The sequence below is a fragment of the Ruegeria sp. CE9 genome (assembly GCF_056537425.1).
Genome location: NZ_JBQFRO010000009.1, coordinates 104,685 through 122,974 on the forward strand (window position 1 = coordinate 104,685; position 18,290 = coordinate 122,974).

Below are 18,290 nucleotides of genomic sequence, written 5' to 3' on the forward strand. Positions count from 1 at the left end.
AGGCTCCCAAGAGCACGAGATGCGAAGCACTCATACAAGAAGCATGCGTTTTGTCTCAGCGCAAAAAGTTCACAGCTGTGAACTTTTTCACCAACATGTAGTGGGGCTCAAAGTCCACTACCCTACATGTAAAAAAAGGTTGACTTGAATCACTTCATCAGGTCTCAGTGATGGTAGAGCGTAAATCGCCAATTCGAGCATACAGATGTAACCATGATCCCAACCACACCTATCGCATCAACCTCCCCAGTTGATATCAGTAGTGAGATCAGTAGTCGACTGAATCTCGCAATCAAAGAACACCTACTTGCTGCCTATGCTCCAGACTCGACAAAGCAGCTGCGGCTTTTCCCGGCTCAAGAAGTCTGTGACCTGATTGGCATCAGCCATCAGTATCTTCGCAAAGCGACTGTTGAGGGCGCCGTTCCCGAGGCTAGTGAAATCAAGCACGGTCGCAGGTATTATACAGGTCAGGAAGTTTGGGAATTGCGGCAGCTTCTGGACGCCCGCAGTAAAACTCCAGGGCGATATCTCCCCACTCGGCGCGAGGGTGAGCCACTACAACGAATTCAGGTGATGAATTTCAAGGGCGGCTCCAGCAAATCCACGACATGTATCCACCTTGCGCATTACCTCGCACTACAAGGCTTCAGGGTGCTTTGTGTTGACCTTGACCCTCAAGCTTCGCTTTCGGCAATGTGCGGCCTTCAAACCGAGCTGGATGAGAGTATTGATACTGTCTACGATGCGATCACTTACCATGATCCGATTTCGATGAAGGAAGTCATCCGAGAAACGTACTTTCCTGGCCTTTCGATCGCGCCAGGCGGGCTGATGTTGTCTGAGTTTGAGGCAGAGTCGGCAAAGCTAAACAGCAAGCAACACCCCTTCTTCGCGCGCCTTCACGACGCCATCATGTCGGTGGAGGCCGATTACGATGTGGTTCTGATCGATAGCCCCCCCAGCCTTGGCTTTATCACAATGGGTGGTATGGCGGCCGCGACGTCGGTGATTGTACCACTAACTCCTTCGATGCTCGATGTCGCATCCACGGCGCAGTTTCTCAAAATGACTTCGTCGTACATGGAAGTAATTGAGAGAAGCGGAGCAAAACTTGTTTATGATAACTACCGCCTCTTGGTTACACGGGACGAGCCGGTCGATACACCATCTCAGACAATTGTCGCGTTCATGCGAGCCCTCTTCCAAGAGCGGGTAATGACTGCGACCAGCCTAAAAAGCACCGCCATCAGTGATGCCGCCATGCTTCAGCAATCAATCTATGAGCTGAATAGGTCTGACCTGACACGGGCAACTTACGACCGAGCCAAGGCATCAATGGATGCCGTCGGTAAGGAAGTAGAAAACATGGTTCTTGAAGCATGGGGGCGCATCTGATGGCAAAAGAACGCAGAGCAAGAAAGCGTCATTCCAGCATGATGGAGATCGCGGAGCAAGCAACTACGGAGGTCAAGGACACGGCCCCCTCCCCTGCCCGACCAATCACTCCAGGTCTTCAATTCATCGAGGACACATATAACGCTATTGATGAGATCGATCCCGATCTTGTTGATGATTGGGGCGTGGAGGATCGGCTCGAGAAGTTCACAGCTGTGAATTCCGGAGCTGACGAAGACACGGACATCCCCAACCATTCACTTGAACAACTGGCGGACAGTATTCGAGAGAATGGTCAGCAGGTGCCAATTCAGGTGCGGCATGAGCCTGGTCGAACCGGGCGTTATCAAATCATTTATGGTCGCCGCCGACTGGCTGCCTGTCGCTATCTGAAAGAAAACTACCCGGATGAAAACATTAAGATTAAAGCTAACGTTGTCGACCTCGATGATGACAAGGCTCTGATCGCCAAAGCTCTCGAAAATGCGTCCAGAAAGGACCTCACATTCTATGAGCGCGCACGCTTTGCTACAGACATCATTGCATCAGGTAAGAACAGGTCAGAGGTCATAACAATAATGTCTCTGACAAAGTCAGGGTTATCCAACCTGGAGCGCATTACGAAATCAATACCGCGCGAACTGGGTGATGCCATTGGAGCTGCACCGGGCTTTGGTCGCACCAAGTGGATGATCTTGGTAGACGCTTTGGATCAAAAGGTGATCACACCTCGCAACGCACTCCTGAAACTGGAGAAGCTTCCTTCCAGCTCTTCTTCAGATGAACGACTCTTGGCACTGCTTGATGAGATAAAGAGGAAATCCGAAACACCTAGACCGAACCCCAGAATCGTTGGAGAAGGCCTAGCAACTGTTAAACAAGGGGCCTCCGGGCTAAACATCAGTATTAATGACAGTGCAGCTCCCGGCTTCTCTGATTGGCTGGATGAGCACATTGAAACTCTAATGAAGGAATTCCGAGACCGCTTTGAGGCAGTGAGCGGCCGGAAGTAAGAAGTTCACAGCTGTGAACTAAATCAAAGGCAAGCGAGCAAAGGAGAAAGGTAGAAAGAAATAGCCCCCGAAAGCGGTGATGCTCCCGAGGACCAAATCTTGTCTAGCAAATTGAATTTAGCTCCTCTCGAATCACCACACAAGAAAAAACACCCTTGGGTGGGCGATATTTCTGTGTCTGCTGACAAAAAACCATGAGGACAGTAACAAATTGCGCTCCAATAGGAGCAGCCAGGTCATTGACCGGGCAGGGGAGTAGTGCGCCCAAATGGATGCAGCTCCGTGCTATCGAAGAAGCCCGTGAACCGCTTGGGTTGAAGGCGACGAGCATCTCAATTGTGCGAGCAATGCTATCATTTATGTCAGCTGATCGTGTCAGCGAATTAGCCGATGACCATCACATCGTCTATGCCAGCAACGCTACAATAGCTGGACGTGCCCACGTGAGCATTCAGACCGTGGAGCGACACATCTCGAAGCTGATCAAGTTGGGCATCATTCAACGCGTTACCGCCGCAAACGGCAAGAGATGGTGCAGACGAGATGAGGCAGGGAAGGTGGCACTGGTCAGCGGCTTGTCACTACTACCACTGGCAACCCGTCATACAGAGTTCACAGCCCTTGCCAGTGAGTATCGACGCACACAAGAGGCCCTTCGGATGCTGCGGGATGAGTGCACTCTGGCGCTGGCCCGACTGCAGGATGCTATCTCGGATGGTGTTCAGGATCTACTCGTTCGGGCGCGGCTGATCCTGCGCCGTAGGCCACAATATGACGTTCTTGTGGAGCTGCTGGACGAGATCAATGAGAGCGTTTCTGTGGACAACCACCCCTCACACCCCTGCGAGGCCATCAATTTGAGGGATGGCGACGGCGAAATTGAGGGGCACAAAGAACATTCGCTGACTCATAATAGTAAAAAAGAAGATCATTCTCAAATTAGGGTGACCCAGGATCAAATGGAACACGCATTCCCCCGGCTGTGTTCAGAATTGAGGTTTGCCCGAGACCAAGCGCATTGTGATCAACTGATGGACCAGTTGGCTGACCACATGCTGCTTGGAGAGGCTTGGTATGCAATGAAATTATCACATGGCCCAGCGATACGCTTCATGGCCTTAGGTTATATCTTGCAACGTGTTGAGAAGATTCAAAGCCATAGATCCTACCTGACATCGATCATGGGCAAGATTGATCGGGGAGACATGGAGCCAACCGCACTGTTAACACCTCAGATAACTAGGCAGGGTGGGTTGGAAAATCTCAAGAATACTTAGCGTGCTGTACAGGACACTTTTCCATCATCTGCTTCGGATTTGCGAAGAGCTGCGCAACCGCATTTACGATGGCAATTAAGACGCGGTGCATCGGAATGTGGCCAGTTGCTCGAAGGCGACACCGGAAGCCTCGGCATTGGCTTATCTCCGAGGAATGATTGGGAATACGAGGGCAGGGGAGTTGTATCTTGAACGCCGCCTCTTCGGAGGATTTAGCCGGTAGGTAGCCTAAGTTTTCTACACCTATCATGGCGCAAAGGATTGGATCGCCTTGATTGTCAAGAAATTGGTCCATATATTGTGGCAACAGGAGTGATCGATATGGAATTACGTGATCTTGTAGAAAACCGGATGATCTCACCGGATCGTCTGGCTCGGCATCTGAAAACCACCAAGCGCGAGATTGGTGAGACTTTGGGCATTGCCCCGGAATCCTTGTCTCGGCGGCAGCGTGTGGCTTCCGTATCAGTCCAGACATCCTTGCGTCATCTTGTCGAGATTCTGAATGCCGTTGCACCGGCTGTTGGAAGCTCGCTCATGGCCTATGCCTGGTATCGGTCTGAACCCATTGTGGGATTTGGCGGACGCACGCCCGAGGAAATCGTAAAGGATGGAGAAAACGCAGCGTTGAAGTCCCATATTCTGCGGCGTCTAGAAGGCGGTTACGCTTGAAGCATGCCATCAGGGTGCAGCGTACCGTCATCCGTGCCGCCAAACCGCGTTGGTCGTATCTGCCAACATCGGGGGAGGGGGCTGCGCGACGGGGTGGGCGGTTCAACCCGATCGGGGAGCCCGCGCTCTATACGTCGCTTTCTCATGAATCGGCCGCGCGTGAGGTGCGTTTCAGCCTGAATCAAGAACCCTATACCTTCTATTTTCTGGCGGTTGATTGCCATCATATCGTTGATCTGACCAGCCGGGATACCAGACTGGCATTGGGCATCACTTGGGAAGACATCGCCAATGACAACTGGGAATCCGAGATGCACAAGGGACTGATCCCTTCAACTCATGATGTTGCGGAAAGTCTGAAAGGCGAAGGCTACGCCGGTGTCCTAGTGAACAGTTTCGCATCGGGGGCCACTCCTGATGACATCAATCTGGTTCTTTGGGATTGGGACGCGGTTGACCATTTGCCGTCCAGTAGACCAAATGCGGTGATGGTTCTGCACCGGGATGATTTACCGAACAGTGATGTATCCTGGCAATAAATCTGAGTCCCTGATTTCAAGAGCTTCACTATTGCCCGAATACCCGCCATTTCTATCAACAAACTATAAAGAGCTTGGCGCTGAAAAACTGGCGCAGATCGCACTGGAAGATCTGAAAGGTACACGCGCTGCATTCATCAGATCACTTTCTGCGTCCGTAACACGCTGTTTTTCAACAGAATGGGCGGGATCCGGCCATTCGCCGCCAGTGCGATGAGATGGTGCCAGGACAGTGAGAGCGGACGTTCAGAATGGCCTGAAACCGAGCATCTCGCCGCACGACCGCATGGCAACTCCGAGTCCAACTCGGACATAGCATAATCGTTTTGCGTGCGCTCGCGGCGCAGATTTCGCTGCAAGCCGATCTGGAAGAATGGCTGCACCACTACAACCAAGAGCACACTCATCAGGGCAAAATGTGTTGCAGAAGAATACCCTTCCAGACCATGATCGAGAGCAAAGAGATCAGGAAGCAAAAGATCCGGAACCAAACTTAATCTGGCATACACCACAGGAAAAACGGCCAACTGTCAGATCACATCGGAACCACTACATGTCAGTACATCAGCGACGCCGAGCAAACCCAGGGCTTTCCGATACGCCATTTCGCCATGCGTTCAACCCCTTGCAGCGTCGACAAATCCGCTCTCCGAACCCTTCGCTCCAGAATGGAGTTCTGCAACGAAGACACGGGCGTTCTTGCGGCACGTCATTGTGGGCGCGAGCCATGATCGTATCTGCTTCGTTGTCGGAGTCTTCCATCAGTTTTTAGCCTCGATTTCTGTTTTGGTTTATACAGCGACTGGAAAAGAAAGTTCCGAGCCCTAAGCCTTGAGATTGAAGGCGCTGCCTGGTTCAGACTGTCCGATGGGACGGCCTGCAATCCGAGGGGTTTTATTAGGACGAACCGGCATTCCTTCGTTCTCAGCAGCTTGGACAGCGAAAGTATACCGAGAACCGTTTCCGCATCCTCGCGGTAGGGCTCGTTGATCTGATGATATGTCGCCTGCCTCAGAGATGAGCGAGTCCGAGTAGAGGTGCCGAAGTTGAGTCTCTGAAACGCCATCCGCTTCCATAATCAATTGCACCATGGGATCGGCCAAAAGTTGGTCGAGCAAGAACTGCGACAACTGCTTTGAAGACAGTTTATCCTTTGCGCGGGCTCTCTCCAAATCAGTAAGAGAAACGGTCAAGGTACGCGCCAGACCGGGGTGAGATTTCCGTGGATGCAGACAGATTAGCACTGATGCTTTCCAGGCTTCTGGATCCGAATAATCTGGTGGTGCGGAAAGCTCAGTTTCTATGTCGTATTCGCCCGCCGGGAGTAATTCGTCAAAGCCAGGGAAAGTAAACGGCCTGGAAAAGACTGCGATTGTCTTGCTGATTATCTGGTTCATTTGGTTAATTCTCCTTTGCTGATACCGCTCGCTCGGAGATGCAGACAAGAACAAGCCACCCACTCCCGGCAGGGTATTATCAGTTTTGGGGTTTAGGCTTTGGTTTTTCGGGGACGGTGTCCTGCCCTTTCGACGTCACTTCTTTTTTTGACGCGTCCGCATCGTTTTCCTTCAGTGCGGCAGCCGCTCTGGTCGTCAGGTCTTTGAAAGACATCATTTTGATCCTTTGATTGTCCGCACCACCCACGAGCCCAGATGGGGTGTGAAAAGTGAATGCGGCTACATCCAATATAGGGATTGGGTGCCTCATTTACTACGTAAAGCCGTAGAATAAGACGGGTGGCTGAAGCAGAGCCGAGGCGGCGGCAACCCTGGCGCGCTACTTTCGCTTCGAATATGGGCGATCAGTGTTCGCTGCGGTGCAGTCAACCAATGCGCCATCACCATGGAAAACTTTTGCTACATCGGGTGCAGCCATGCCGCGCGAGAGCGCGCTATAGTTCAATTTCAGTTTCATCTCGCCACCAGCGCGAAGCAGGCAATTGGTGGTTTCAACAACGATATGATCACTGGTGGCTCCGACGAACGTGACGCCAGTAGGGAAAATTAGACCCGCCGCATCGGTGTCCTGGAGTCCAATGGCAAGGATCGACCGAGTATTCGAAGGACTGTCTAAAGTCACACACCGCATTGAAGGCATAGGATAAGTCATTTGCACGGGATTTGAATTTGCTTTGGTCTTCGTTTCGATCACTTCCGCCCAAAGCGTGAAAACATCTGTGTATAGCCCATCGATCGTGTACCCCGAAATGGGGTCAGTACCCAGCAGGATTGCCTCACCCAGACGCAGGTTGTTGATCTTTCCGGTCGCCTCCTTGCCAAGCGCCCATGGCAAACTGGCAGAGCCGCCGCCTGACACTGTTTCCAGAGCGGGTCCACTTGCAAGTTCGGTGTCGGCGGCAAGCGACGAAAGCAATTCCATTGCTCCTGCAGAGGGTGCCACATGACCCAGACAGGCAAAATTTGCGCCAATCCCCTTCAGAGAAATCCCTTCCATTCTAAGAATTTGAGACACAGTGCTTTCAAGGTGTTCAGGCAAGATGCCTTCCCGCATATCCCCCATTTCCACCATCAAGATAATATTGTGAGTCATGCTCTTTCCCAGCGCCTCGATGGCCAGGCTGGCGATAATGTCCATCTCAGTGTTGAAGCTGACATCGCAGTTTTCAAGGACTTGCGCGACCTGGCTCAGCATAGGCGTTCGGATCAAGGAGATGGAGCACGAGATCCCAGCATCGCGCATACGCATGATATTGCTGATCCGCGCGTCCGCCAGCCCTGTCGCGCCACCTTCAAGCATAGCATTCGCAATCTCAGGATGACCGCAAACGGCTTTTGTCACACCTGTCACCGTAATTCCGCGGGGTCTGAGGTGGTCGACCAGGAACCGTGTGTTGTAGCGAATTTTGTCCAGATCAATGTCGATACGCAGCTTGCTCATTCAATCGTCGTAGCACGTACGGGTTGCAAGCGCGGAAACGCAGATAGAACCATATTCACCAAGTTTTTTGGAGGACGGTTCAATGCGTCAGTGACCGGGAGATACAATTTGCGGTTATAGTCTGTGATGGCCTTTGAAATCTCAACATCATTCATTCCTTCATGGTTGATCGTCATGCCAATTACCTCTGTGTTCGCAAAAGCCTCGATCAGGGTGATTTCATCGCAAGGGTCGGGCATAGTCATGTTGGGGAAATCACATCGACGTTTTCGTTTAGGCGCGTGTTGAAGAATAACTGCATGTGGCTGACTGCCTCGCAGAATGAAGGCTGATGTGCAAAAGGCCGGATGGCTTAGCGCGCCCTGGCCCTCGATCACTATGACACCCGGGTGTTCATCTTCAGATGCTGCAACAACAGCGCGCTCAAGCTCGCCACAGCAAAATTGCGGCGGCACCGAATCCATCGCGACACCATACTTGCCGTCCTGCATCAATCCTGTCTGGCCGGTACCGACCAAAACTGTTTTGATCCCATGCGCGTTAAGGGCATTTGTCAGGATTGTCGCGGTTGTACGCTTTCCAATTGCACAATCGGTGCCGAACACCGCGATGCGGATCGCTTGGACGTCACCAACACTGCCATCTAACAGGCGCAGGTCGCGAATAGGCCGCGGCTTGCGAATGTCGCGTATCGTGACATCGTGAATTTTGGCAAATCCGGCGAGCTCCTTGTCATCGCTAAGAAATTCATGCAACCCACTGACGATGTTCATTCCGAGCGTTATCGCATCCACAACAACTTCGCGATCCTCAAGGGACATTCTGCCGCTGGCCGGCGCCATTGCGTAAATAAACGTGTCGGGGATCGTAGCTTCATTAGCGACGGCGGCATCAAGATCATCGAAGATGGGAACCTGATTTGCGACATTATCAAGCACTTTGCCACTGTCACAACCGCCATACGTGCTGTCGATCACCGAAAGAACGCGATAGGCCTGTGAATGTCGAACGAGACCATTAGCCGTCTTGCCATCGATCTTTGCGAAGCTTCCTTCGCAATACACGATTGCAGTCGGTGTATCTGTCACAAGTGTCTTGCGGTGAAGCTCTGGAAAAACTGCTTGTGCAGGTGGTAGCTTTTGCGCATCGCTGGCACTGAACTGCTTGGCATCCGACGCAATGGGTACGGGTTTCATATCTGTTCCTTTTTGGAGTGTGAAACACGCCGTCCTTGGTAAGAACGGGCACAAAATGTGAAGTTTGGAAAAGTGGGCTCTCTGACTGAAACCTCATTCGTTCAGAACACACAGCCCTTCTGATCGATGATAGTTTTTGTGGCATTGCCACCCATTGCCGGATCGGTCGATATGGGCATTTGCCGGTAGCTCGATTGCATTGCAGCGATCACCGGACGCCTCGTAGCCACGTTCGCATTTCCATCCAACTCCATGGATCGCGTCATCGTAGAAAGCATTTTCAGGCACAAAAACGGTATCGCACCTTCCGTCGCGCTCAAAATACCCACGCTCGCACGTCCAGGGACGCCCGCTGGTTGATGCGTTCAGAAAAGCGTTTTCCGGCACCGCTACTGCCACGCATGCTTCTCCGTTTTTTTCGTAGCCACGGTTGCAACGCCATGCAGATCCATAAGTGCTATTCGTCAGGTAAGCATTATCCGGCACGACAATTTTCTGGCAGCTATCGTCTACTCTTATGTACCCCCGCAGGCATCGCCACCTCTCACCTGATGGATCGAGATATCCACCCTCAGGCACAATCACTTCAGTGCATGAGGCGCCGCCAACTTCAACAAAGCCATGCATACATGCCCACCCTGAGCCATAGGTTCTGTTTGTGGGGTAGGCATTTCCCGGCACGACAATGGCCACGCATTCTTCGCCTTTCAACCGATAGGACAAATCGCATTCCCAACCGTCGCCATACTTTTTGGGATGCGCGTTATCCGGGATCGAGTTTGTTTCGGCCGATGCGGGATTTGATGAGATAAAGGAGCCCGCCAAACTGCTGAAGACGACAACAAACAACGCAGCCATTAAGTGAGCGCAAAACCGGTACTGATTTTTTCGATTTGCCCTGATGCAAACGGCGTTGTCCGAATGTTGAGTGATTGAGTTACGATCCATCCAGGTTCAGCCCCTCGATACAGGCCTGCGCCAGGTCTTTGTTAGGAGTTTGGGATCCCGGCACCGTTGCCCAGCCAGCCGCCATGACGGCATCCTTCTGCTTGAAAGAAGAAGCCTCTTTGATCGTCGTTATTTTTTCGGCGCGTTGGGCGTCAGTTCTCGCCATGTCGACGCAGACCGGAACCAACGCAGCGATTACATTGTCGCGGGACATGGCGTTGGCCATCTTGTCCGCGCTACCGCCGGTCATCCATCCACCCCATGAAAATCCAACGACGCCTACGAAAACCCCGCCGATCAGAGCACCGTAGATTCCGGGTTTAAGCCATTCGGGCGTGTTCATAATCTATTCCTCCTGCGGGGAAAGCGCCGCATCGCTGTCATTGTTAGATGTGGCCAAGGTCTGGTCGTGCTTAAGCGCCAGTTCAAAATCTTTTGGGTCAATTGGGCGCATTTCCGTGCGGCCTGGCTTGCTGCCTTTGCCCTGAACTGTCAGGTAGGTTCCGGTTCTGCGATATGCTTCGAAACTCAGGCCCTGTAGTAGTTCTTCAACAACAACTACTTCATACTCGCCTGCAGGAAGTTCATCCGGGTAGCCGGACAAAGAGAACGGATTTGAAAACGTCACCAAAGAACTGGACGATCTCGTGCTCACCTTGGTCCTCCATATAGTTTGTTGGATCTTCCCCGCGCAGTCTGCCGCGGTACACGCTCGTAAGCGCTGCGGTAGTACCGGCGTTGTAATTTAGAATAATGTGCAAATGGCAGACGCGCGCTGATCGATGTTAGTCTGCGGCCAATGACCTGAGATTTTATTGAAATCTCAAATGCATTTGGTGCCCGAGGATCAGGTACTGCCAAAAATTGACTAACCTGCGTCAGTGCAACGATGTTTGGATTCCGGCAACATGATGTGTGTTGGCGGGATATTTGCTGGCGTGTTCTTAACGAGTAATTGAGAAGCGCAGGAAATCCAGTACCGCAATCGGACTATATTTATCTTGCGCTTCTTTTTCAGTGAAATCCCAAATCTGCCGAAGCGAATTCCGTCTCTAACAGGCAACGATCATCAAAATCCCGGCATCGCTGTAGGGGTGAACCTATTGCTTCAACAGTGGCCCGGCCTGATCCAGATAAGTGGGGTCAAAACCGGCCAACGTCACCAGTCCTTCATAATCATCAAATACCACTTGCCCGGATTGAAAAGTAACCAGCTCCTTCTCCCGCAGTTGCCGTAGGACACGATTAACATGTACGGCACTCAGTCCCAGTGCATCGGCAAGGTGGTATTGTGTCAGTGGGCAGGCGTATCCCGTCTTGCTTGCCATCCCGACCTGAGTCAGCCTCACACCAAGTTCCAATAGAAAATGCGCCATGCGCTCACCCGCATCTCGCCGTCCTATGTTGACCAGGTGCTCAACCACCATCGCTTCATCTCGAGAGACCGCCCAAAAAATTGCTGTCGCCAGCCGGGGCGTTTGCGCAAATGCGTCCAGGAGATCATCCACTACTACTTCAATGGCTTGGATTTCCATGATTGGTTCTATGCTGTGATCCGAGGTGTGCAGCAGAACGCTTCGCAAGCCCAGAAAGTCACCCGGTATTTGGAAATCGACGATCTGACGCGACCCGTCAGTCTGGGTTTTGTAGGAACAAACCCAGCCCGAGGCCAGAATGTAGGCAGCCTGCTCTGATTGCCCTTGATGCACAAGGTCACGTCCGGCTTCAAAGGTTCTGCGACGCTTGTGCAGGCGTGCCAATGCCGCAAGTTCAACCTCAGTCAGAGCGACGAAGTTTGAAAGCTTTCGGGTGAGTGGACTGTTTTTGATAGTGCGCAAGTGTTCTTCCTTCATCGATGAGCAGCCCGCGAAACTATCCGACGCCAAGACTGCTTTCGATCAGTTAAGTATACAGCAATCTATGCCAGTATGATGCAATTCATTGTGGCGCTTCCTTGCTTGGACGCCTGTTAAAAAAGGACGTCTACCATGGCTGACCGGCAAGACCACTCTGGAATGGCCGCACTCTCAATTTGTGAAGCGCTTTTGCTTGCAATCAAAGATCGTGAGCTCCTGCCCGAACATGAAATTGTGGGAGTTCTGCGTGACGCAGCTGCTGCCCACGAAACAGCGGTCGGCAATAACGATGAAAAGGATATGCACCAGGCCGTCGCCTTTCTCATTAACCGGATCATTGCTTCCGGCTATCGGGTTCGGCAGTAGCGTAAAGTCCCGTATCGGAAAAACAAGATTATGCTCGGCAAAAAAGCTTAACAGCAAGAAGACACAAAATTGGCGTCTCGTTTCTAATCAGTTCAAACACGAAGCAAAAACCAATGTTTCAATACTTGCCATATCCCGCGTCTTGCTCGTCCGACCGAGCCGCGGCGAAGGTACGGTTCCCGTTAACGCAAATACAACGGCTGCGAATGACCTGATTGGTGACACTTGCCGCGACGCAACAATAAGTATGCCGCGACCGCGAGCAAGTGCTGCTTTAGCGAAGGCTCCAGATCGAAAGACGGCAAAGTCAGCTTACCGTGAGTTCACCAAAGCCCATATTTCGCTTGCGCAGCGAACGGCAGGAACGCGGTCAGCAGCCGCAGCATCCGAGGGGTGCACTGGATGTCTCCTTTGGGCCGCGAGTTACAACACACTCTGGAGCTGGCGATGTACCAGAAATCGGACAATGCTGTCACTCTGTCGCAAGTTGAAATTTGAGGAAGGTCGCCCCGTCATAGTCGACTTCGCCAACCCGCCAAGCACCAAGTCTGTCGAGTGCCCGCAGGTTCGTGCGTGACGGTGGTAAAAGGAAGGTCACATACGGGATGCGTTCATCAGAAATTGCAAAGTCGATCGCCTTTCGCGAGATGCGCGGCCCGAGGCCAAACGTGTCGGGCCGCAAGGCCAGTCCGAAATCCCACTCGGCTCCTTCTTTTTGAAATCCACCCCAGCCGACATATCGGTCATCGGACAAGAATGCCCAATGTCCAAGTCCGTCACGGTGCCAACACTCTTCCTTTTTGGCGACAAACCGCGCCACTGTCTCGGCATTCCAAGTAAATCTCAGAAGCGGCATATGCTCGGCGACACGAGGGTCGGACATGTGCGCTAAGATTTCGGCTGGGTCGATTTCCGACAATCGGACGAATTTTATTTCAGATCTCATTGCGGCGTCTTTCGATGTGCTCGTCGCTCATTGTCCGCTGGACGCGATATTTCAACAGCCAACTCTTTGCCTGCTGTCATGCTGGGACATACGCATTCAGTTTGTTGCCATCCAGATCCCGGAAATACCCTCCGTAGAAACCGTGATCTCCGCGTGTGCCGGGGGGTCCCTCATCTGTTCCACCAAGTTCGAGGCACTTGGCGTGAAGCGTATCGACGGCTTTTCTGTTGGTCATTTTCAAAGCGACCATCACCCCGTTTCCAACGCTTGCCGGTGCCCCATTGAATGGACAAGCAAGGCATAACGCAGGCTCGGCCCTTGAGCGGCCCCATGCGGCCATATCGCCGTGTTTCCAAAGGCGGTTTGCGCCCACGCTCGAAAACAAGGTGTCGTAGAATTTCAGCGCGGCCTCGAAGTTGTTGGTTCCGAGGGTAACATATCCGATCATGCTTGATCTCCGTAATTCTGTGGGCGTCATTTTCAACTTTAAGCCCGGCTACAAAGACACCTGGGTTGCTGCGCCAGACCGCCTTGCAAGTAAGGTCGAGGCCGGACCATGGCTCGGAATTGCCCGCACTTCAAAATTTTCGAAACGCTCGATTGCCTGCATCAATCGGGAGCGGGACATAAATCGGCCGGTCCCGCGAAACAAAAGCGCCTGGCGCATAAGGCTGCCGACAGGACCACGGGCAGGCTCATCCGCGCAAAACGCGAGACAAAGCGCGCCGCCGGCTCGAACAACCCTGCAAAGCTCAGTCAAAGCCAGATAGGGATCGGGGACGGTTTCCAAAGCCCAAGCACACGTCACAAGATCGAACGTGCCATCTTCAAACGGCAGGGACTCCAACCGTCCTTGTATCTTTGGCACGGGAATGTCGGCGCAGCGTGCAAGCATCGCCGCGGACGGGTCGAGAAGGGTCATCAAATTCGGGGGCATACCCTCGGCAATCAATGCACGTGCCAGATTGCCGGTGCCGCAGCCAGCATCCAAAAAACTCGAATTCGGCGACGCAAGTGCACGCACCAGGCCTTCCAGGGCGGCCTGCGCCTCGCCGCCTGCATGACGCAGCCAGCGATGATGAAGTTTATCATAGCGAGGTGCGAGTTTGTCATAAAGATCGACCGCATCGTCTAAAGGCGTTTCTGCCAACATCTCTTTAGTCCTATTACTCTTCATAGTGTCCGCGGTGCGCGCACGTTTTTTACGAAGAACTTGCGTCGGATTGCGGCGCGGTGTGTTCGTGCTCGGGCCACGTCCATGCAGTCCAGAGAATTGCCATTAGAGCCACGATCTCGATAGCGAGGTGGAAGGTGTCATCCATGTCGGTGGGGGCCGAGGAAAGGAGCGTGCCCGTCGTGACGATCACTGCAAGGAAGGTGACAGGGCGACCGATCCTGCGGGTTAGCAGGAGCGAAAAGAGCACCATCGCAATCGGCACTTGGACGAGGAAACCGCCGAGAAGCATCAGCCCTTCGGTGATCTCGATGCCGTTATAATGGCCTGTCAGCAGCATCTCGATATGGGACGCGAGAACAAACTGGTGAATGTCGCGAAAGATGATGTTGAGCAGTATGAACAGCCACAGGGCCGACAGAAGAATATGGGGATCGAGCCGTCTCATTTTGGTGCCTTCTTTCTGTGTTTCTGGAGTTTGCCGGTGTCAGGCCGGGAGCACGGTCGGGTTCAGATCACGGCACCGGATGTGCGCGCCGCAAAGGCGCGGCGGATAAGGAGTTCCGCAATCGCAAGGTTGATGGCCCACGCCCCAACCATCAGGAGGTCTCGCGAAAACCCCTGCAGTTCGGTGTCAAAGAGGGCCATTGCGACCAGAAAGAGCGCGGTTTGCGTTGAGGCCCCTTGGCCGATGGCATAGGCGCGCAGCATCGCGGCGCGGTGCGCGGCGACGTTTCGCGACCGGATCGCGACGATGGCCCATGCGATGAGGGTGACCATCGCGAGGCCGAGCGTGACCCTTGCCCCGTAAAGTACTGGTCCCTGCAGGGCGTCGGGAAATGCGTAGGACACGGTCATCCAGAGCCCGGTTAGTGCGCTGATGCATCCCGCTGCCGCCACAATCCGCCCGAGGGTCCTGTGCAGGGCCGGGCGGTAGCGCCTCAGGCTCGGCAGGAATTGCACAGCCCCCACAAGGCAGAAAACTGAACTGCCGAGGATATGCAATGTGATTGGGAGGGGATCGATCACCGCACGCGGGTTCGGCGGGATGATCGCCGGGGCGCCGAGAAGTTCCAGAAGCCGGACCAGCCCTACGACTGCCGGAATGAAAGAGTAGAGGAACACGAGGGCAAGGAACGCCCATTCGCGACGGCTGATAAAGTGCATGCTTCGGTCTCTCAGAATTAGGCGTCGGTCTGCCTCAGGCGGGCTTGCGCGCGGCGATAAAGGGGCTCAGTCGGTTCTTTCCGAAGTACCGCGTCTGCTCGATTTCGAACCCGGCGCGGATCAGGTGTCGGGTCAATTCAGCGCGACTCAAGATGATCACATTAGGCGCGATCCGCGCGGCCATGAGCACGCGAACCATGGCTCGCATCCAGCGCGGCGCGTCCTTCAGACAAACCGTCTTTGATATGAAGTGACCGCCGGGTTTCATTTGGTGGAATGCTGCATCCAGTACGGTGGGTATGTCGTCCACCAGGTGAAGCAGGCTGAACGCGCAAATGACCTCGAATGGTGGGCCAGGAATGTTTTGCGCCGCCTCCGCCTGAAGAAATTCTGGGTTTCCCGCAGCATCTCCTCCTGATCGTGACCGGGCGATCCGGATCATCTCGGCAGAGAGGTCGGTTGCGGTCACATGAGCGACTACAGGCGCGATCTTACTCGCCGTACCGCCTGTCCCGCAGCCGATTTCAAGAACGCGATCAGTCGATCGAAGAAGCGCAGTGACGCATTCCAGCTTTTCTTCGTAGGCGGTGACATCGGCAATAGGCTTCTTGGCGTACTTGGGCGCATGCCGGTCCCAGAAGGCTTGGGCAGTCATGTCGGTTTCCTTTGCGTGTTGCACTTCAGGTTTGAAGCGGTGCGGATGCGCCAGTCGTAAGAAACTGCGGAATGCATTGTGTCGCTTTCGATTGCAGAGACCGGGCCGATCTCGTTTCGCAGCCGGTATCATCCATGCGCTCATAAAAGGTCGATTGCTTAAATTCGTCCACCTGCTATACGCTCATGAATGAACTGGCAGGCCGTTTCCTTCGATTGGAACCAGGTACGCGCCTTCCTCGCGACAGCGGAGGAAGGCTCGTTCAGCGGCGCGGCGCGCGTGCTGAAGACAACGCAGCCGACGATAGGACGGCAGATCGGTGCGTTGGAGGAGGCACTTGGCGTCACGTTGGTAGAACGCAGCGTCCGTGGTCTTACCTTGACGGAAGCAGGGCGCGACCTGATTGATCACATGCGCACGATGGGCGAGGCTGCGACGCTCATCTCGATGGTGGCCGACGGTAAATCTCAGGATGTCACCGGAGAGGTCACGGTCACGGGAACGGACCTCTTGTCAGCAGCGATCCTGCCGGGCGTGCTCAAGCCGTTGAGACAGATGGCGCCGGGCATCCGCGTCCGCATTCTTGCGTCGAGTGAAATGCAGAATTTGACGCAGCGCGAGGCGGACATCGCGATACGCCACGTCCGCCCAGATCAGCCGGACCTGATCGCACGGCACTTGGGCGACTTTCGCGCCACTCTCTATGCCGCGACCGACTATCTCGATCGTGCAAGCCGCCCACGGACACCGCGCGATGTGGCCGCACTCGATTTCGTCGGCAATGCCGACCCCGAGCGGCTAATGGCCCCACTGCACAACATGGGCGTGCCCGTTCGTGCAGAGAGCTTCGCGATGTCGAGCGAGAGTGGTGTCGTCGCATGGGAATTGGTGAAAGCGGGCTACGGCGTCTCTATGCAGCCCGAAACGTTGGGCGAGGCTGAACCTGGCATAGAGAAGGTCTTGCCGGATTTCCCTTCGCTTGAGTTTCCAATCTGGCTGGTCACCCATCGGGAGTTACAGACCAGCCGCCGTATCCGGATCGTATTCGACCTGCTGGCCCGGGGACTGTCAGACGTTGCGAAGCGCCGAAGTGGCGGCGATTGACAGGTGTAAATGGGCTGCAATCAGTCAATCGAACGGATCGCAGAGAATAGTGACCATGGGCTCATTTCAGAAGTGTACTTTTGCAGATGCTCGCGCATTCTGAAAAGAAATGGACCGTAGATGTCAGACGCACTCTGCGGCGCGTCTAGAGCGGTAGCGACTATGTGCAAGGGATTGACGCTGAACGTCCACACGATGCTGTGGACGAGGCGGCCCTGTAGAATCTAATGTCATTACAGTATCGACGGAGTGGGGCGGGTTATTGCGACATTTGTATTGGTCCATGGAGCGTGGCAAGGGGGATGGTGCTGGGCTCGCGTAGCCGCGCTTCTGCGCAGGGAAGGCCACGACGTTTTTACCCCTACACTGACAGGGTTGGGTGAACGTGCTCACCTCGTGAGTGACGAAACCGATCTGGCCATGCATATCGAGGATGTCCTGGGGGTAATCAGGTGCGAAGAACTCTCCGACATTGTTTTGTGCGGTCACAGCTATGGCGGCATGGTTGTCACCGGAGTGGCGGATAGGGCGCCCGACCACATTCGCTCACTTGTGTACCTCGATGCGCTCGTGCCAGGCGATGGGCAGGCGGCCTTGGATGTTTTGCCTGCGGAAATCGCGGCAGGGCTTCGTGATAGTGCCGTCGATGGCAAAGTCGCGCCGGGCCCCGCGGAGGCTTTTTCGGTGAATGGAGCAGACTGTGCGTGGGTGGACCGCCGAAATGTCGCCCAACCAATCAAGACATTTGAGCAACCGATTCAACTGGTGAGCGGCGGAGCCGAGGTGGTAAAGCGGACCTACATCTATGCCACCGGCTGGGTCCCAGGGCTTGGCCAACCGTTTTTCGAGCGATATCAGCATCAGTCGGGGTGGACGGCGATTTCGGTGCCATTCGGGCACTACGTGATGATCGATAGGCCTGAAGACTTGGCCCGAATTCTAATGTCCGAAATTTGAACGTGGCCGCCGATTCCTGCACGAGAGGGCAGACAGCGAAATCGCCCGCATGGGAATAGTTATTGCTTCCATCCCGATTGTCCTACTTCAACCACCGCTTCGGGGAAGATGTTGCACATCAATA

21 protein-coding genes and 1 pseudogene are annotated in these 18,290 nt (G+C 54.0%); 9 read left to right on the forward strand and 13 right to left on the reverse strand.

Annotated features, from left to right (window positions below; all coding sequences use genetic code 11):
* Positions 1 to 213: 213 nt before the first annotated feature.
* The 6 genes and pseudogenes from repA to ACR0B3_RS16715 all read left to right on the forward strand — a co-directional run.
* Complete coding sequence (gene repA / locus ACR0B3_RS16690) at positions 214 to 1,398, forward strand: plasmid partitioning protein RepA (RefSeq protein WP_480810066.1); 1,185 nt, start codon at positions 214 to 216, stop codon at positions 1,396 to 1,398.
* Positions 1,398 to 2,411 carry a plasmid partitioning protein RepB gene (gene repB, locus ACR0B3_RS16695; RefSeq protein WP_480810067.1) on the forward strand — a complete coding sequence of 338 codons (1,014 nt, stop codon included), beginning with the start codon at positions 1,398 to 1,400 and terminating at the stop codon, positions 2,409 to 2,411. Before repA ends, repB begins: the two co-directional genes overlap by 1 nt.
* A 194-nt stretch (positions 2,412 to 2,605) precedes the next feature.
* Positions 2,606 to 3,688, forward strand: a complete 1,083-nt coding sequence (locus ACR0B3_RS16700) for a helix-turn-helix domain-containing protein (RefSeq protein ID WP_480810068.1) — start codon at positions 2,606 to 2,608, stop codon at positions 3,686 to 3,688.
* Positions 3,689 to 4,009: 321 nt separating this feature from the next.
* Positions 4,010 to 4,360 (forward strand): hypothetical protein, encoded by a 351-nt coding sequence (locus tag ACR0B3_RS16705; protein ID WP_170638481.1) that lies wholly within the window; start codon positions 4,010 to 4,012, stop codon positions 4,358 to 4,360.
* The gene (locus tag ACR0B3_RS16710) at positions 4,357 to 4,899 is read left to right on the forward strand and encodes an RES family NAD+ phosphorylase (protein WP_480810069.1); all 543 of its coding nucleotides are present in this window, start codon (positions 4,357 to 4,359) and stop codon (positions 4,897 to 4,899) included. Before ACR0B3_RS16705 ends, ACR0B3_RS16710 begins: the two co-directional genes overlap by 4 nt.
* Before the next feature lie 350 nt (positions 4,900 to 5,249).
* Positions 5,250 to 5,396 (forward strand): annotated as a pseudogene (locus ACR0B3_RS16715) (IS481 family transposase); the annotation flags it as partial.
* Between the two features lie 327 nt (positions 5,397 to 5,723).
* Here ACR0B3_RS16715 and ACR0B3_RS16720 read toward each other — a convergent pair.
* The 7 genes from ACR0B3_RS16720 to ACR0B3_RS16750 all read right to left on the reverse strand — a co-directional run bounded on the left by ACR0B3_RS16720 (position 5,724) and on the right by ACR0B3_RS16750 (position 11,794).
* Positions 5,724 to 6,296 carry a hypothetical protein gene (locus ACR0B3_RS16720; RefSeq protein WP_170511153.1) on the reverse strand — a complete coding sequence of 191 codons (573 nt, stop codon included), beginning with the start codon at positions 6,294 to 6,296 and terminating at the stop codon, positions 5,724 to 5,726.
* A 379-nt stretch (positions 6,297 to 6,675) separates the two neighbouring features.
* A complete protein-coding gene (locus ACR0B3_RS16725; RefSeq protein ID WP_480810070.1) occupies positions 6,676 to 7,797 on the reverse strand; it encodes an alanine/ornithine racemase family PLP-dependent enzyme in 1,122 nt (373 codons plus the stop codon).
* On the reverse strand, positions 7,794 to 8,993 hold the full coding sequence (locus tag ACR0B3_RS16730; protein ID WP_480810071.1) for an N-acetyltransferase DgcN family protein: 1,200 nt from the start codon (positions 8,991 to 8,993) through the stop codon (positions 7,794 to 7,796). Before ACR0B3_RS16730 ends, ACR0B3_RS16725 begins: the two co-directional genes overlap by 4 nt.
* 93 nt (positions 8,994 to 9,086) lie before the next feature.
* On the reverse strand, positions 9,087 to 9,941 hold the full coding sequence (locus ACR0B3_RS16735; protein ID WP_170511148.1) for a hypothetical protein: 855 nt from the start codon (positions 9,939 to 9,941) through the stop codon (positions 9,087 to 9,089).
* Positions 9,931 to 10,284 (reverse strand): hypothetical protein, encoded by a 354-nt coding sequence (locus ACR0B3_RS16740; RefSeq protein ID WP_170329075.1) that lies wholly within the window; start codon positions 10,282 to 10,284, stop codon positions 9,931 to 9,933. Before ACR0B3_RS16740 ends, ACR0B3_RS16735 begins: the two co-directional genes overlap by 11 nt.
* A 3-nt stretch (positions 10,285 to 10,287) precedes the next feature.
* Positions 10,288 to 10,596: a hypothetical protein gene (locus ACR0B3_RS16745; RefSeq protein WP_170687397.1), complete on the reverse strand. Its 309-nt coding sequence runs from the start codon at positions 10,594 to 10,596 to the stop codon at positions 10,288 to 10,290.
* Positions 10,597 to 11,041: 445 nt separating this feature from the next.
* Positions 11,042 to 11,794, reverse strand: coding sequence for a Crp/Fnr family transcriptional regulator (locus tag ACR0B3_RS16750; protein WP_170511144.1), 753 nt, complete (start codon positions 11,792 to 11,794; stop codon positions 11,042 to 11,044).
* A 135-nt stretch (positions 11,795 to 11,929) separates the two neighbouring features.
* On the opposite strand from ACR0B3_RS16750, the gene ACR0B3_RS16755 reads away from it, so the two are divergent.
* The gene (locus ACR0B3_RS16755; RefSeq protein ID WP_170336649.1) at positions 11,930 to 12,163 is read left to right on the forward strand and encodes a hypothetical protein; all 234 of its coding nucleotides are present in this window, start codon (positions 11,930 to 11,932) and stop codon (positions 12,161 to 12,163) included.
* A gap of 472 nt (positions 12,164 to 12,635) precedes the next feature.
* Here ACR0B3_RS16755 and ACR0B3_RS16760 read toward each other — a convergent pair whose 3' ends face one another.
* The 6 genes from ACR0B3_RS16760 to ACR0B3_RS16785 all read right to left on the reverse strand — a co-directional run bounded on the left by ACR0B3_RS16760 (position 12,636) and on the right by ACR0B3_RS16785 (position 16,105).
* Positions 12,636 to 13,109: a GNAT family N-acetyltransferase gene (locus tag ACR0B3_RS16760; protein WP_480810072.1), complete on the reverse strand. Its 474-nt coding sequence runs from the start codon at positions 13,107 to 13,109 to the stop codon at positions 12,636 to 12,638.
* 76 nt (positions 13,110 to 13,185) lie between these two features.
* Positions 13,186 to 13,557 (reverse strand): VOC family protein, encoded by a 372-nt coding sequence (locus tag ACR0B3_RS16765; protein ID WP_170621331.1) that lies wholly within the window; start codon positions 13,555 to 13,557, stop codon positions 13,186 to 13,188.
* A 48-nt stretch (positions 13,558 to 13,605) separates the two neighbouring features.
* Positions 13,606 to 14,262 (reverse strand): methyltransferase domain-containing protein, encoded by a 657-nt coding sequence (locus ACR0B3_RS16770; RefSeq protein WP_480810073.1) that lies wholly within the window; start codon positions 14,260 to 14,262, stop codon positions 13,606 to 13,608.
* A 49-nt stretch (positions 14,263 to 14,311) separates the two neighbouring features.
* The gene (locus ACR0B3_RS16775) at positions 14,312 to 14,731 is read right to left on the reverse strand and encodes a DUF6326 family protein (protein WP_085824872.1); all 420 of its coding nucleotides are present in this window, start codon (positions 14,729 to 14,731) and stop codon (positions 14,312 to 14,314) included.
* Positions 14,732 to 14,793: 62 nt separating this feature from the next.
* A complete protein-coding gene (locus tag ACR0B3_RS16780; RefSeq protein WP_480810074.1) occupies positions 14,794 to 15,450 on the reverse strand; it encodes a DUF2306 domain-containing protein in 657 nt (218 codons plus the stop codon).
* A 34-nt stretch (positions 15,451 to 15,484) separates the two neighbouring features.
* Positions 15,485 to 16,105, reverse strand: coding sequence for a class I SAM-dependent DNA methyltransferase (locus tag ACR0B3_RS16785; protein WP_480810075.1), 621 nt, complete (start codon positions 16,103 to 16,105; stop codon positions 15,485 to 15,487).
* A gap of 189 nt (positions 16,106 to 16,294) precedes the next feature.
* On the opposite strand from ACR0B3_RS16785, the gene ACR0B3_RS16790 reads away from it, so the two are divergent.
* Positions 16,295 to 17,209 (forward strand): LysR family transcriptional regulator, encoded by a 915-nt coding sequence (locus tag ACR0B3_RS16790; RefSeq protein ID WP_480810076.1) that lies wholly within the window; start codon positions 16,295 to 16,297, stop codon positions 17,207 to 17,209.
* A 249-nt stretch (positions 17,210 to 17,458) separates the two neighbouring features.
* Positions 17,459 to 18,166, forward strand: a complete 708-nt coding sequence (locus ACR0B3_RS16795) for an alpha/beta fold hydrolase (RefSeq protein ID WP_480810077.1) — start codon at positions 17,459 to 17,461, stop codon at positions 18,164 to 18,166.
* Positions 18,167 to 18,290 lie beyond the last annotated feature (124 nt).

What these genes read in the sequence shown, in the direction of transcription:
- repA (WP_480810066.1), top strand. Translation starts at nt 214, where the DNA reads ATGATCCCAACCACACCTATCGCATCAACCTCCCCAGTTGATATCAGT.
- repB (WP_480810067.1), top strand. Translation starts at nt 1,398, where the DNA reads ATGGCAAAAGAACGCAGAGCAAGAAAGCGTCATTCCAGCATGATGGAG.
- ACR0B3_RS16700 (WP_480810068.1), top strand. Translation starts at nt 2,606, where the DNA reads ATGAGGACAGTAACAAATTGCGCTCCAATAGGAGCAGCCAGGTCATTG.
- ACR0B3_RS16705 (WP_170638481.1), top strand. Translation starts at nt 4,010, where the DNA reads ATGGAATTACGTGATCTTGTAGAAAACCGGATGATCTCACCGGATCGT.
- ACR0B3_RS16720 (WP_170511153.1), bottom strand. Translation starts at nt 6,296, where the DNA reads ATGAACCAGATAATCAGCAAGACAATCGCAGTCTTTTCCAGGCCGTTT.
- ACR0B3_RS16725 (WP_480810070.1), bottom strand. Translation starts at nt 7,797, where the DNA reads ATGAGCAAGCTGCGTATCGACATTGATCTGGACAAAATTCGCTACAAC.
- ACR0B3_RS16730 (WP_480810071.1), bottom strand. Translation starts at nt 8,993, where the DNA reads ATGAAACCCGTACCCATTGCGTCGGATGCCAAGCAGTTCAGTGCCAGC.
- ACR0B3_RS16735 (WP_170511148.1), bottom strand. Translation starts at nt 9,941, where the DNA reads ATGGATCGTAACTCAATCACTCAACATTCGGACAACGCCGTTTGCATC.
- ACR0B3_RS16740 (WP_170329075.1), bottom strand. Translation starts at nt 10,284, where the DNA reads ATGAACACGCCCGAATGGCTTAAACCCGGAATCTACGGTGCTCTGATC.
- ACR0B3_RS16750 (WP_170511144.1), bottom strand. Translation starts at nt 11,794, where the DNA reads ATGAAGGAAGAACACTTGCGCACTATCAAAAACAGTCCACTCACCCGA.
- ACR0B3_RS16755 (WP_170336649.1), top strand. Translation starts at nt 11,930, where the DNA reads ATGGCTGACCGGCAAGACCACTCTGGAATGGCCGCACTCTCAATTTGT.
- ACR0B3_RS16760 (WP_480810072.1), bottom strand. Translation starts at nt 13,109, where the DNA reads ATGAGATCTGAAATAAAATTCGTCCGATTGTCGGAAATCGACCCAGCC.
- ACR0B3_RS16765 (WP_170621331.1), bottom strand. Translation starts at nt 13,557, where the DNA reads ATGATCGGATATGTTACCCTCGGAACCAACAACTTCGAGGCCGCGCTG.
- ACR0B3_RS16770 (WP_480810073.1), bottom strand. Translation starts at nt 14,262, where the DNA reads ATGTTGGCAGAAACGCCTTTAGACGATGCGGTCGATCTTTATGACAAA.
- ACR0B3_RS16775 (WP_085824872.1), bottom strand. Translation starts at nt 14,731, where the DNA reads ATGAGACGGCTCGATCCCCATATTCTTCTGTCGGCCCTGTGGCTGTTC.
- ACR0B3_RS16780 (WP_480810074.1), bottom strand. Translation starts at nt 15,450, where the DNA reads ATGCACTTTATCAGCCGTCGCGAATGGGCGTTCCTTGCCCTCGTGTTC.
- ACR0B3_RS16785 (WP_480810075.1), bottom strand. Translation starts at nt 16,105, where the DNA reads ATGACTGCCCAAGCCTTCTGGGACCGGCATGCGCCCAAGTACGCCAAG.
- ACR0B3_RS16790 (WP_480810076.1), top strand. Translation starts at nt 16,295, where the DNA reads ATGAACTGGCAGGCCGTTTCCTTCGATTGGAACCAGGTACGCGCCTTC.